Source organism: Vibrio sp. D420a (assembly GCF_030248625.1).
In the GTDB taxonomy this organism is placed as follows: Bacteria; Pseudomonadota; Gammaproteobacteria; order Enterobacterales; family Vibrionaceae; genus Vibrio; species Vibrio fortis_A.
In genome coordinates, this window is record NZ_JAHGAN010000019.1 from 57,600 (window position 1) to 71,215 (window position 13,616).

The 13,616-nt window shown below is 45.2% G+C and carries 13 protein-coding genes; 8 read left to right on the forward strand and 5 right to left on the reverse strand.

Annotated features, from left to right (window positions below; genetic code table 11):
- Nucleotides 1–141 precede the first annotated feature (141 nt).
- Complete coding sequence (locus KI743_RS13945) at nt 142–798, forward strand: 2OG-Fe dioxygenase family protein (protein ID WP_150872121.1); 657 nt, start codon at nt 142–144, stop codon at nt 796–798.
- Nucleotides 782–2,017: a cysteine desulfurase-like protein gene (locus KI743_RS13950; protein ID WP_285466866.1), complete on the forward strand. Its 1,236-nt coding sequence runs from the start codon at nt 782–784 to the stop codon at nt 2,015–2,017. The genes KI743_RS13945 and KI743_RS13950 overlap by 17 nt, the downstream gene beginning before the upstream one ends.
- A 56-nt stretch (nt 2,018–2,073) precedes the next feature.
- Here KI743_RS13950 and KI743_RS13955 read toward each other — a convergent pair whose 3' ends face one another.
- Entirely contained in the window at nt 2,074–2,505 is a 432-nt protein-coding gene (locus tag KI743_RS13955; RefSeq protein ID WP_285466867.1) for a MarR family winged helix-turn-helix transcriptional regulator, read from the reverse strand.
- Nucleotides 2,506–2,604: 99 nt separating this feature from the next.
- Between KI743_RS13955 and KI743_RS13960 the strand changes: the two genes are divergently transcribed.
- The 3 genes from KI743_RS13960 to KI743_RS13970 all read left to right on the forward strand — a co-directional run bounded on the left by KI743_RS13960 (nt 2,605) and on the right by KI743_RS13970 (nt 3,548).
- Nucleotides 2,605–2,727 carry a hypothetical protein gene (locus KI743_RS13960; protein WP_285466868.1) on the forward strand — a complete coding sequence of 41 codons (123 nt, stop codon included), beginning with the start codon at nt 2,605–2,607 and terminating at the stop codon, nt 2,725–2,727.
- A 16-nt stretch (nt 2,728–2,743) separates the two neighbouring features.
- Nucleotides 2,744–3,052 (forward strand): DUF3861 domain-containing protein, encoded by a 309-nt coding sequence (locus KI743_RS13965; RefSeq protein WP_285466870.1) that lies wholly within the window; start codon nt 2,744–2,746, stop codon nt 3,050–3,052.
- A gap of 112 nt (nt 3,053–3,164) precedes the next feature.
- Entirely contained in the window at nt 3,165–3,548 is a 384-nt protein-coding gene (locus tag KI743_RS13970; protein WP_285466871.1) for a nuclear transport factor 2 family protein, read from the forward strand.
- Nucleotides 3,549–3,611: 63 nt separating this feature from the next.
- Here KI743_RS13970 and KI743_RS13975 read toward each other — a convergent pair whose 3' ends face one another.
- A complete protein-coding gene (locus KI743_RS13975) occupies nt 3,612–4,439 on the reverse strand; it encodes a DUF2797 domain-containing protein (RefSeq protein ID WP_150872136.1) in 828 nt (275 codons plus the stop codon).
- A gap of 277 nt (nt 4,440–4,716) precedes the next feature.
- Between KI743_RS13975 and KI743_RS13980 the strand changes: the two genes are divergently transcribed.
- The gene (locus KI743_RS13980; RefSeq protein WP_285466872.1) at nt 4,717–6,012 is read left to right on the forward strand and encodes a GGDEF domain-containing protein; all 1,296 of its coding nucleotides are present in this window, start codon (nt 4,717–4,719) and stop codon (nt 6,010–6,012) included.
- A gap of 194 nt (nt 6,013–6,206) precedes the next feature.
- Here the strand turns inward: KI743_RS13980 and KI743_RS13985 are convergent, their stop codons facing one another.
- The 3 genes from KI743_RS13985 to KI743_RS13995 all read right to left on the reverse strand — a co-directional run bounded on the left by KI743_RS13985 (nt 6,207) and on the right by KI743_RS13995 (nt 10,339).
- The gene (locus KI743_RS13985; protein WP_285466873.1) at nt 6,207–7,577 is read right to left on the reverse strand and encodes a DASS family sodium-coupled anion symporter; all 1,371 of its coding nucleotides are present in this window, start codon (nt 7,575–7,577) and stop codon (nt 6,207–6,209) included.
- A 197-nt stretch (nt 7,578–7,774) separates the two neighbouring features.
- Nucleotides 7,775–8,503 carry an ElyC/SanA/YdcF family protein gene (locus KI743_RS13990; protein WP_285466874.1) on the reverse strand — a complete coding sequence of 243 codons (729 nt, stop codon included), beginning with the start codon at nt 8,501–8,503 and terminating at the stop codon, nt 7,775–7,777.
- Nucleotides 8,504–8,650: 147 nt separating this feature from the next.
- Nucleotides 8,651–10,339, reverse strand: a complete 1,689-nt coding sequence (locus KI743_RS13995; RefSeq protein WP_150894932.1) for an NAD-dependent malic enzyme — start codon at nt 10,337–10,339, stop codon at nt 8,651–8,653.
- 184 nt (nt 10,340–10,523) lie between these two features.
- Between KI743_RS13995 and KI743_RS14000 the strand changes: the two genes are divergently transcribed.
- Entirely contained in the window at nt 10,524–12,914 is a 2,391-nt protein-coding gene (locus KI743_RS14000; RefSeq protein ID WP_285466876.1) for a helicase-related protein, read from the forward strand.
- 206 nt (nt 12,915–13,120) lie between these two features.
- The gene (locus KI743_RS14005; protein ID WP_032549231.1) at nt 13,121–13,498 is read left to right on the forward strand and encodes a hypothetical protein; all 378 of its coding nucleotides are present in this window, start codon (nt 13,121–13,123) and stop codon (nt 13,496–13,498) included.
- Nucleotides 13,499–13,616 lie beyond the last annotated feature (118 nt).

Below are 13,616 nucleotides of genomic sequence, written 5' to 3' on the forward strand. Positions count from 1 at the left end.
GTTGGTATTAAGTTTTAAATTTATCTCTACAGCAGAATAAATGGTTGTTTAAAGTTGATTTAACCAGATCTTCACGTATCATTTATGTAAACAAAAGGTTAAATAAAATAAGTAAAGTGGACATTCATTAAGGAGTCGATGATGTTACATGCTCACGAAAACACCCTACATATTACCCACCTCAGCAACCATGCCGTTGAAGAGTTGTCACCTTCGTTTGAAAAGCTACCAAGCACTGAACATGCAGATGGTAAGTTTCGTTTAAGAAGATACTCGGTAATTCGTTTTTGCGGTGGTCAGGTTGTGGAACAGGACAAACACAACTTTGTTCAATCAGAAGACATTAATCACTTTCAAGGCGACGTAGTACGCGAATTTGAACCTGTTGAAGCTAACATTCTACAGAGTGAAGGCATGCAAGAGATGTGTGAACTCTTCATCGAGACGAATGGTTTGAAAGACGGTCAAGAGATCGAAATTCACCAAATTCGCATCTCGGCAATTTACGAAGAGACGCAAGTAGCCCCTGAAGGCGTACACCAAGATGGTTTTGACCACATCGCACTGATCGGTGTGAACCGTCATAACATTGTTGGCGGTGAAATCATGCTTTACCAAGATTCTCACGAAGCACCATTCTTTAGAAAAGTACTTGAAGATGGCGAAGTGGCGATGCTCGCAGACAGCAAGCTTTGGCACAATGCTCAACCTATCCGCACGATTGACCACGATGAAGTAGGTCATATGGATGTATTCGTATTAACAGCAAAGGATGAGCGCAATGTCCTTCACTCTTAATGAAGTTCGCCAGCAATTTAGCGCGTTAAGCCAATATCATAATGGCAAGCCTGTTACTTTTTTCGATGGGCCCGGTGGTTCGCAAGTCCCTGAAAATGTCCTAGCCTCAATGACTGAGTATCTTGGCCATTTTAATTCAAATCTAGGTGGACACTACTTTTCGAGCCAGAAAACAACAGGGTTAATGCAGCAGGCGAGAGAGTCTGTTCAAGCACTACTGAACGCAGAGTCTTCTGGCAACATCGTTTTTGGCGCCAACATGACTTCATTGACGTTCCAATTGAGCCGAGCAATTAGCCGCGATTGGAACGAGGGTGATGAGATCATTGTTACAGCACTGGATCACTATTCTAACGTATCAAGCTGGCAACAAGCGGCAGAAGACAAAGGCGTTGTAGTACATCAAGTTCGTGTAGATGAATCAGACTGCAGCCTAGACATGGCGCACTTCGAATCTCTACTGAGTGATAAAACTCGATTGGTCGCAGTCACTTTCGCTTCCAATACCACAGGCTCGATTGTTGATGTAAAGAAAGTCGTAGAATTGGCACACAGTAAAGGTGCGCAGGTTTACGTTGATGCGGTTCACTACGCACCTCATCACTTGATTGATGTACAGAAGCTAAATTGTGATTTCCTAGCGTGTTCTGCATATAAGTTCTTCGGGCCTCATGTTGGTATCGCCTATGTTGCTCCGCAATGGTTGCATACATTGAAGCCATACAAAGTTGAGCCTGCTACGAATGTTGGTCCAGGTCGTTTTGAAACCGGTACTCAGAGCTTTGAAGGCCTAGCAGGTGTGATTGCGGCGGTTGACTACCTTGCGCAGTGTGGCGATCCGGCAGATGATCTAAGAGCGCGTTTGGAGCAGAGCTACAAGCTGTACAATCGCCATGAGAGTCAGTTGAGTGAGTACTTCTTGCAAAGGTTAAACGAGCTAAGCGGTGTTCGCCTTTACGGTAAAACAACCCATGACTCGAGCTTGCGTACGCCGACGTTTGCCATCACGTTTGATGATCACTCACCAGAGTCGATAGCTAAGGCGCTAGGCGAGCACAATATTTGTGTTTGGAATGGCCACTTTTACGCACTTGGTTTAGTTAAGCAGCTAGGCATAGAAGAGACAGGTGTGGTTCGTATTGGCTGCATGCATTACAACTCAATTGAAGAGATCGACTTACTGTTCAATGTGTTGGAAGGCATTCTTCGTAAAGACTAATCCGGACTCACAATCAAACGAAAAGAGCGCACTCGAAATAGTGCGCTCTTTGTTTTTTATCCTTTCGAATTGAGATTTTGAGCCATCGCTTTAGCCACTCGCTCAAAGGTTGCGAGCTCATCACTATCAATGCCTATCTTCATCTTCTCAAACATCTCGCTATCAACCTCAGTTAGCTGATCAACAATGGCTTTACCGCGCTCGGTGATAGCCAAACATTGACTGCGCTTGTCTTCGGGGTTGGGCTCTTTAACGATCAATTCTTGTCTAATTAGGGCACTGAGCAGGCGAGTCACTTGCGCCTTATCTCGGTCCAAAAAGTTCGCGATATCAACAGCAGTGCACTGCGGCTTCTTGGTGATGATCTTTAATACACGCACGTGCATAGGTGCAATATCGAGATCCAACGCCTCTATCTTTTCATGCACATTTCTTTTTACGGCATGTACCAATTTAAACAGGCTATCCAGTGATTTACCTTCAGACATAAAAACGCCTTAGTCAAACTAGTTGACATTATCAATCAAATTAAACTATAGTTGACATTATCAACTTAATTCAAAGCTAATTCAAGACTGGAGAAGAGAATGACTGTACAAGCTGTGATGAATGAATCAGTAATCGAGCCACAGAAAACGCCGCTTATCCAAAAAGTTTTGGTTATGTTGGGCATGGTGAGCCTGATGGGGGCACGATCACCAGAACAATGACATTAGAGGCCATAAAATGATTCCTACAATTCGCAAAGATAAACAGTACCGCTTCACCATTGAAGAAGTCGGTACCGAACAAGCAAGAACGTTAGAGTTTGAATACCAAGACCGTGAAGATCTATTCAACGTTGTCGACAGTTTGAAAAAGGGCAGTGGGCTTGAACCTGAAACGGCAACGAAAGTGGCGGTAGCCCTTCGTCTGCTTGGCCCTGTGATGATGAAAGACCGCAAGCATCCTCTGTTTTTGGATTTCATGCCGCACTTTAAAGTGTTCATGCAGAATCTTAAAAGCACCGTTAAGCAGGCGCTTAAAGAAAAATAGTCGTGCTCTTGGTCTGCGATCTGATTGCCAGAGTCTATAGTAAGTAACACGAGTACCTTGTTTACAATTAACGGTGAGGCTTCAATCGAAAGCCTCATTCAGGGAGTGATTCATGAGCCAAGACCTTCAAGCCAATAAACAAAATGCGATCAATTTTTATGAGATGGCCTACAGAGGCAATCCTAAAGAAGCGGTAGAGAAATACGTCGGGGATGAATATATTCAACATAACCCGCTGGTGGGGAACGGACCACAGCCGTTTATCGATTACTTTGAGCGCATGCAATCAGAGTACCCGAATAAAGACATCACCTTTGTTCGTGCAGTGGCTGAAGGTAACTTGGTCGCGCTGCATACTCATCAAACATGGCCGGATAATGTCGAGTATGTGACGATGGATTTCTTCCGTTTTGATGATAACGGTAAGATTGTTGAGCATTGGGATGCACTTCAGGAGATCCCGGAAGGGACGGCGAATGGCAATACCATGTATTAGTGACCTAAAAACAAAAAACGCCCAGTGATTGTTGTCACTGGGCGTTTGCTTTGAGTCGGAATGTTACTCAGCAGACACTTCTACTTCGTAAGAGCCAAACTTACGAATGTTGATAACACCCGTATCAAGAATCAGGTATTGGCCTTTAATCCCTTGCAGCACGCCTGTCACTTCTGGGTTTTTATCGAAGTTGTGTGACGTGATTTTCACAGGGTGTTGCTCAACTGGGTAGCTCAGTGGCGTGATGTTTTCATTAAGAACCTCAATGGCATCATCACCAAATTGAGCTTTGATCTCTTGGATCTTATCTTCCACAAGAGGCAGTAACTCTTTCGCGCGTTCAACCAATTCGATGTCATCGCCATCGCCTTTTAACAGGGTGCGCCAGTTGGTTTTATCTGCGATGTGTTTCGCCAGTTCTACTTCAATCAGACCTGATATCTGACGAGTTTTCACTTTCAAAATTGGTAGGCCTTGAGTGGCACCTTGGTCAATCCAGCGTGTTGGGATCTGCGTATGACGGGTAATACCCACTTTCAGGCTCGAGGTGTTTGATAGATACACGAAGTGATCAACCATGCAGTTCTCTTCACCCCATTGCGGCTCACGACAGGTTCCTTGGTCGTAGTGACACGTCTCTGGCTTCATGATGCACATGTCGCAGCTCGCTAGCTTTTTCATACAGACAAAGCAGTGACCTTGAGAGTAGCTTTTCTTTGTTTTCTTACCGCAAGAGCAGCAGAAGATGTTGCCTGTGTGGGTGAGGTTAATGGTTTTGCCGATCAGAGGGTTCAATTCTACGAACTCTTCGCCGACCGGTAGACGATACGTAACCGTACCATCAAGAGAAGCACTCATTTTTTTGAGTGTTCCTTTCGCTAATAAAGACATGACATTACTCGTGCGTTTTTGATTATATTTTGCGATCTAGCCGTAGCCTTTGCCGCATTGATTATCCAGTCAGTATACCAAATAGAGATGCGCTAGGTACGTAATATTGATGCTTGATAAGGCGTTCGAACTTTTATTAAGCACCCTCTAAATTAGAGTATGACATTTTGAAAAGCCATGCTATAACGTTTGGAGGCGAGATATGAGTGCTTGGCATAGACCGTAGAATGTTGTGAATAGAGCGCCAGTAGCGCGCAGCAGATTGGAAGTAAAACCAGTGAAGTGGATACATAAGGTTGTCATTTTTTTGGTTGTGGCGACTTTGGCGATTGTTCAGCTATATCAAGTAAGTGGTAATCGCGTCATTACGGCCATAACGCCTGACAAATTTGAGTTTATTGCAACAAGTGACAAGGTTGATAATGGCGTCAGTACATCGGTCTTGAGTCTAAAAGATGATCACTATGTATTGGACTGTGAGTTAATCAAGTCGGAATACCCTTGGCCTTATTGTGGGCTGTCGATCAAAATCAATTCTGATCCCACCATCGGGATCGACCTTTCCCAATATCATACTTTTCGTGTCAACATCGACTACCACACTAGCGAAGAGTCTAGCGGTCGATTAAGAACTTACCTTCGTAATTACAACCCTGCTTATTCAACGCCGGATGATGAGTATTCCTTTAAATACAATGGTATGGAGTTTCAGCCTGGTGTCGATGGTGGTGTGATTGAAATCCCGATTGCAAACCTGCAAGTGATGACCTGGTGGCTTGCGGATAACGACATCGCGCTAGAGTACTCTGCGCCGGAATATTCAAACGTCAACTTGGTAGAATTTGCAACTGGGTCGGGTGCCAAACTCGGTAAGCATCAGATCGTTGTTAAGAGTATCGAATTTGAAGGCTCATATTTCAGTGCAGAAAGCTTGTTTCTTATTCTGCTGTTTGTGTGGGTAGGAACAGCGATAGCATTCTTATTTTCGGAGTTACACCGTTCTCGCAAGCGGATGATGATTGCGGAAAAACGTCATGCGCACCTAAAACACGTTAACAAATCTCTTCGTGAACAGAACTTTGAATTCTCGGAGCTTGCCAATCGTGATGAGCTTACTGGGACACTGAATCGTCATGCTGTCCGTGATTGGCTTAAAGCCCAATCTCAAGATGTAAAGCAGGGCTATGGCGTGTTCAGCATGCTCTATTTTGATATCGACCACTTCAAGTCAGTGAACGATCAGTACGGCCATCAAATGGGCGACCACATTCTGCGTGAGTTTTCTATGGTGGTGGGGAGCTTAATCAGCTCAACCGACAAGCTAGTTCGATGGGGCGGCGAGGAGTTCATCGTTTTTTGTCCAGAAACGTCCATTGCAGAAGCCCAAGCCAAAGCTGAGAAAATTCGAACTATTGTGGGACAACACTTATGGATTCATGGAGATCCTTTGACCTGCAGTATCGGCGTTGCTCAAATGAAACAGGAACGGATGACAGAAACCATCGCGAGAGCAGATGAAGCACTTTATCAAGCAAAGCATTCAGGCAGAAACCAAGTGGTGGTGAGTCAATAACGCTAGAGTTTTGGCTGGCTATTCAGCGGGGATGTAACGAAGGGAATCAAAAAAAGAGGTGGCGCGTGAGGCCACCAAAGGGAAAGTATGCCTGTGTTGTTGTTAGTAGGTGCCAGGCTATGATTACACTCTTGATTATTGAAACGGGTTGCTAGGGGGAATCGCAACCCGTTTGTGTGGAGCAGGAGTGTTGATTACCAGAAGATCCATGCGAACAGTGTTAGCGCCATAATACATACAATGTTAAGCACCATACCGATACGCATCATCTCTTTCTGTCTGATGTGACCAGAGCCGAATACGATAGCGTTTGGTGGTGTCGCTACAGGCAGCATGAAGGCACATGATGCTGCTACCGCGATTAGTGCAGACAAGATAACCGGTGACATACCTAGTGCTTCAGCAATCGTTGCGAATACAGGAACCAGTAGCGCCGCACTTGCTGTGTTACTTGCAAACTCCGTCAGGAATACCACGAAAGCCACGACCGCTAAGATAGTCAGAAGCACGCCAGCCTGCTCTAGGAAACCACTTAGTGAGTGAGCAAGGAAAACACTGGTGCCTGTCGCTTTAAGAATGTTACTTAGACAGATACCGCCACCAAACAGGATCAGTACGCCCCAGTCTGTTGTTTTCTCAACGTCTTTCCACTCTACTGCGCGAGATGCGCCAAGCAGTACGATAGCGCCAATAGCAACCAGGCTATCAAACTTCGAGAAGCCACCGATCATTGCGTTGATTGGTTTACCGAAAATCCACAGGGTCACGGTTAGCAAGAAGATCGACAGTGTGATTTTTTTGCTGTTGGTCCACTCAACTGGCTTATGATCTAGCTCAAAGGTGTGGTTCAGCTTTGGCTTAGTCATCACATATAGGATCGCCATTGCAATTGGTAGAAGAATGAGAGAGATAGGAAGACCAAGCGCCATCCACTCTGTAAAGCTCAAACCAACTTCTGCTGCTGCGATTGCGTTCGGTGGGCTACCTACTAGCGTTGCGATACCACCAATTGAAGCACAGTAAGCGATACCAAGTAGAACGAATACATAAGTATTGCGGTCTTCACGTTGGTCGACTTTGTTCATCACACCTAAAACCAAAGGCAGCATCATTGCTGTAGTCGCAGTGTTTGAAATCCACATTGATAGACCTGCACTCACACCGAACAGCATGAAGATCGCAACCGACATTTTTCCTTTCGCAATCAAAAGTACTTTATCGGCAATCGCTTTGTCGAGCTCTTGCTTGTTCAACGCCGCTGCTAATGCAAACCCACCTAGGAAAAGAAAGATAATTGGGTTGGAGAAGTTTGCTAGTGCCGCAGGGGTATTAAAGACACCAAATACAACAGCGAGTAACGGTACAAGTAGTGCCGTGATACTTACGTGAATCGCCTCTGTAAGCCAAAGTACGGCAACAAAGATCAAGATACTCAGACCAGTGTTGACCTGCGATTCGAAGGGCAGGGTATTAATCAGGGTCGCAAACAACAAGAAATTCCCGATAAGGATCATGCTGTTGCGGGTGAACAACCAGTGTTTCAGTGTAGTAACAAGTGCCGTCATAGGGCGCTCCTTTTGTTTCACCTCTGTTATTAGGTGCGCCTATTTTCTATGTGGCGCTTATTGTGTTCGAGGTGTTTGACTTGATGTAGGGTCAGACTTTGTTGACAGAATGTTACTCAAGTTAATAAAGGAGTGTTGGTGTGTTTTGTTCTTGGTGTAGCAAAGTGTGAGGCGACAAATCGAAAATGTGTAGATTTCTACACATCGGTTTGTGGATTACTGTTTTCAGGGGTTGCGCTAGGTTGGATCGGCTCTTTGGGACCTAGAAATTTCGGTGCGGTATCTATGATGTAGAGGTCTAAAAATGCTTTGGTTCGTGCAAACACTTCACGCAATCGGATATAGAAGCCGGAGTGTTTGGTTGGCCCAGAAACAGCCAAGCACTGGGCGTGAATGTCGTAAGAGCTCGCGATGAAAAGTGCGCGTTCACAGTGAAACTTTTGAGTGATGATTAGAAAGTTATCGGTATCAAAAATCTTCTTGGCGCGGACAATAGAGTCAAGGGTACGAAAACCTGCGTAGTCGAGGTTGATGCGCTCTTCAGGCACACCAGCTTTAAGCAAATCGCGCTTCATGGTCCAAGGCTCGTTGTAAGAGCGATGTGCGTTGTCACCACTTAATAGAAACTGGTTAATGGTGCCTTGGTTATACAAGTCGATAGCAGCATCGATACGGTGCTTATAGTATTCGTTAAGAGTACGACCTAGGTATTTACTTGTCCCTAAAACAACCGCCACCTCTCTCTGAGGGACGTCTTCTATCTTGGTAATGATTCTCCCTTTAGCCTGCCAAGAAACCCAGTAATCAATACCAATTACTGTCGCAGCCCCAATCAACACAATGATAAACACGGAAAGTAGGGTGGTTTGGATCTTTTTGCTCGCCTTCTTTAAAAGTGCAATCAAATTTGAAGAACTGAATTTCACTCGAGGTAGGGTCCTTGCGCCTGAGCATCGTTAACGAATAGTCGATAGTAACAAAAATATCTTATAAAAATGAACGATTAAGTGATGTCTATATGAAGAAAAAAGCCCCTGCGATGCAGAGGCTTTAGAGATAATCTTCAATCTTGCTTAGAAAGCCGTACGCTTATAACGACGGTACACTGGTTGCCAGAAGTGCTGGTCGATAGCTTGCTGTAGCGCTTCTTCAGTGATCTCTAGTGCAACACCTTGTTCGATCGCTTTCTTACCAACGGCAAAAGCAATCTTCTTAGATACTGTGTGGATCTCTTCTAGTGGTGGTAGAAGTGCACCAGAACCATTGATTGCTAGTGGAGAACAAGTTGCAAGTGCACGGCTTGATTCCATCAGCATTTCGTCGGTAATGCGAGAAGCGTTAACCGCTAGAACACCAAGGCCGATACCTGGGAAGATGTAGCTGTTGTTACATTGTGCGATTGGGTAAGTTGTGCCTTTGTGAGTCACTGGCTCAAATGGGCTACCTGTCGCAACAAGTGCTTGGCCTTCTGTCCAACGAATGATGTCGTTTGGCGTCGCTTCAACACGGCTTGTTGGGTTAGATAGAGGGAACACAATTGGGCGTTCACAGTGAAGGTTCATCTCTTGGATAACTTCTTTGCTGAACAGGCCCGGCGCACCAGATACACCAACCAGTACAGTAGGCTTCGCGTTACGGACAACATCTAATAGCGAGAAACCAGTACCTTCTGTTTCCCAACCTTCAGTGTTCTTATTGGTTTGAACCAGACGTTGTTGGAAGTCTAGTAGGTTTGGCATGCCTTCTTGTAGAAGACCCCAGCGGTCAACCATGTAAACTTGTGAGCGAGCTTGCGCATCGCTGATACCTTCAGACACCATCTGAGCGATGATCGCTTCTGCGATACCACAACCTGCTGAACCTGCACCAAGGAATGTCACGCGTTGCTCAGATAGTTTGCTACCTGCCGCTTTACAAGCCGCCAATAGTGAGCCAACTGTTACAGCAGCCGTGCCTTGAATGTCATCGTTGAAGCAACAGATACGATCTTTGTAGCGCTCAAGCAGTGGCATCGCGTTCTTCTGAGCGAAGTCTTCAAACTGAACCAAAGCATCTGGCCAGCGGCGTTGAACTGCTTGAATGAACTCTTCAACGAATGCGTCATAGTCTGCACCCGTGATACGAGGATGACGCCAACCCATGTACATTGGGTCTGCTAGACGTTGAGGGTTGTTGGTACCAACATCAAGAACGATAGGTAGCATGTAAGCCGGGCTGATGCCGCCACACGCTGTGTATAGAGAAAGCTTACCAATTGGAATACCCATACCACCGATACCTTGGTCTCCCAAACCAAGAATACGCTCACCGTCCGTTACCACGATTACTTTTACATTGTGGTTAGTCGCATTGTTCAGTAGGTCATCGATACGATCGCGGTTCGGGTAAGAGATAAACAGACCACGACCACGACGGTAAATGTTAGAGAAGTTTTCACATGCCGCACCTACAGTTGGTGTGTAGATGATTGGCATCATTTCAGAGATATGATTCTGAACTAAACGATAGAAGAGTGTTTCGTTAGTATCTTGGATGTTGCGCAGGTAAATGTGCTTATCCATGTCGCTTTCGAAGTTGCAGTACTGCTTGTAAGCACGACCAACTTGCTCTTGAATCGTTTCTGTATTTTCAGGCAGAAGGCCTTCTAGGTTAAAAGAAGCACGCTCTTCAGCGGTGAATGCACTGCCTTTGTTTAGAAGAGGAGTACTTAGTAGTGCAGGACCCGAATATGGGATGTACAGAGGACGTTTGTCGTTGTTCATTGGAAGCCTAATATGGGAGAAAGAAAAACGGAAAAATGATAACGGTTTAGTTATTCAATTGTAAACTGTTTATCCCTTATATAACCAAACAAAATGATGATCTCACTGCTTTGCCACACTTCTCGAATATCGAGTGAAGATTTAGGTATACTTAGCTCACATTTTTTATCTATTGACACCTTTTATGTCTCTACTACCCATCGATTCTTATGAACATGCACTTCATGAACTCCTTCCTTCAAATCACCTTGTTGTAGAAGCTGAAACAGGCTCTGGTAAGTCGACTCGTTTACCGGTTTGGGCGGCAAAACATGGTCGAGTATTAGTGATTGAGCCAAGACGTATTGCATGTACTTCCTTGGCTGAGTTTTTGGCTACTTCATCGGGCAAACCGCTGGGTGAAGAGGTGGGCTATGCGATTAAGCTCGACGCTAAATACAACGAATCGACTCAGGTGACCTTTGTCACCCCCGGTGTCGCTCTGCGATGGTTAGTAGAAGATGGACTAAAGACGTTTGATATCGTTGTAGTCGATGAGTTCCATGAACGTCGCTGGGACATTGATTTGTTGGTGGCTATCTTGAAAGCGCGTAGCCAACATCGATTAATTGTAACGTCGGCGACAATCGAAGGGGCCAAGCTTGCTCACTATCTCGATGCAGAACGCATCACTTGTGAAGGCCGAAACTATCATGTCTCTATCGAACATCGAGCGTTGGACTCTCGTCACTTACCGGATAGCCGTAATATCGAACGTCGCGTTGCTGATGAAGTGAAGCAACAATTAGAGGCGTGCACGGGCGACATTCTTGTTTTTCTGCCGGGTAAGAAAGAGATCATTCAAACGGCTCAAATGCTGAATGCTATCGAAGAGATTGAAGTATGTCCGCTCTATGCATCGGTTTCCGATAGCGAGCGCAACCGCGCATTGTCCGATATTCCGCTGGATACATCACAGCGAAAGACCAAAGTGATTCTGGCGACCAACGTAGCTGAGACCTCCCTAACCATTCCGAACATTGCGGTGGTGATTGATTCTGGTTTGGAACGCAGAACGGTTCAACGCAATGGTAGAACAACGCTAACCTTGAAAGCGATATCTCGTGCCAGTGCGAAACAGCGAGCGGGGCGTGCAGGGCGTGTTATGGATGGTCAGTGTGTGCGACTGTTTGGCGATCATGCGGCTCTAGAACTTGTTACACCACCAGAGATGCAACGTGAAGAGTTGATTGAGCCGATGTTAGCGTCAGCTTGTTGTCAGATGACGTTTGAAGATTTAGACCTATTAGATGAGTTACCAGAAAAGTCATTGTTGAAAGCGAAGCAAGCTTTGCTTTTGATGGAGGCGATAGATGAAAAGGGGATGGCGACCGAGCATGGCCAACGCATGTATCCATTGCCGATTGATGCTTTGCATGCCGACATTGTGACTCGGATTAAATCTAAAGCGCTTAAAGAGGCGATGATAGATCTCACAGCCGCGCTTTCAGTTCCTGCTCGACTTTATCAATTGCCTAATAATCCAGAACATTTGGATGCTCTGTTCAAAGAGGAGAAAGAGGGCTGCGACATTGCCTTACTCATTGGCGTCGTTCGCGGAAAACAGTTCCCTCATATTACGGTTGATAAGCAAGCTCTGTTGGAGGCTCAAGGTTTAGCGGAACAGATGCGCGAACTTTTTGAGCTCCCTCAACTGGAAGTCGCTTCTCGATTCAACAGAGTCAATTTACTCAATGAGATTTTACGCCTGCACCCAGAATTGGCTTTTGTTCGTCGAACAAAGCGGCGTGAGGCGTACGCTAATGGGCAGCTCGAAGTGATGTTAGGCAGGGAAAATCGAGTTCCAGACAGCAGCGAAGCTCTGCTCGTACTTGATACCTATAGCTTGCCCGGTAGAGGAGTAAAGCAGACATTGACCTTAGCAACAACGGTAGCGCCGATCCCGCTTCAGTTGCTGGTAGAACAAGAGCTGGGGGAGTGGGAGCAAGGTGAAACGGTCGTTGAAGGGCCATCAGACAGCTCGGGGCAGGTGTTCACGGCTATGTCTTTGGTTTACGGAGGTCGTGTGATCGACACCAAGCTTATCGAGGCGCAAGGTCAACTCTCACTTAAGCCCGTCATAGACATGGTGGTAAGCGAGCAGTACTTACAAGGGTTCGCGAAACAGAGAACTCAAGAGATCAAACATTGGCAGTTGTATGTGCGAATGGGACTGAGTGAAAGTCATGAGTACTCACAACAAATCGAAGAGCTTAACTTTGTTGATTGGTTTGCTGCCCAGTTAGAAGAGTTGGGTGTAAGCCAAGTCGATGAGTTAGAGATGTTCGACGCGGAAGACATCCCTTTTGATGGCATTCCATACTGGGAATATGAAGAATTTGCAGAAAAATACCCATTCCATTTATTATTGGCCGATCTCCAACTCGATGTTGAATACCTTCCTCAAAGAAAGCTTGTGTATGTCCATTACTCGAGCGGTGGACGTAAAACACCACCTAAGCGTTGGGAACTGCCAGTTTGGTCTGGTTGGCGTATTCAATACAAGAAAGCGAGTCGTGTTTTGGATGTGAAATAATAGGAATTACTTCAATTTGTAAAATATTAATCAAATAGACGCATATATGAGTTTTCAGTTCGTCTTTTGTTACAAAATTGATTTTTATATGCCTTTTTAACCAATCAAAAGGTCATAAAAGACCATTCTTCTATATCCTATTGCTATATAGAAAAAGTTGGTGGATATTAAGAGTATATTGTGTTGCCAATGTGTCGGGGGACATCATGGATAAACAAAAAGAGACCTGTGTAGAATTTGATTACACAAACTTTCTTGGCGCGTCATGCGATAAAAAATGGACTTTTCTAGAAGCACTCACCACATTTGCCCCTGTGTTCGGTACAGTTTGGAAAGATAGCATTAAAGATCTATCGACTCCGGAAGATCGTTTATGGGAAAAGGCACTCAAATCGCTCTCTACGCGAAAGAGTGACGAATCGAACATCGTGGTACTACTTAAGTTGGCAAAGTTGGAAGGTATCAATGAACTGAAAGTTGTGATGCCATATTCGTTGGAAGATGAACAGATCGAGTACATCGAATCACGAAGCCACCTAGTGATCACCGGAAGTTCGGCTGAGGAGTTCACGATAAAGTTATAGACGGTGAGGCGTTATTTCGGCGCCAAGCCTGATAACAATAAAGGGCCGCTTATCTACTTCATTAACTCAGTTACTTGAGTAATAAAGTGATAAGCGGCCCTTTGAGTAACAGACCTTA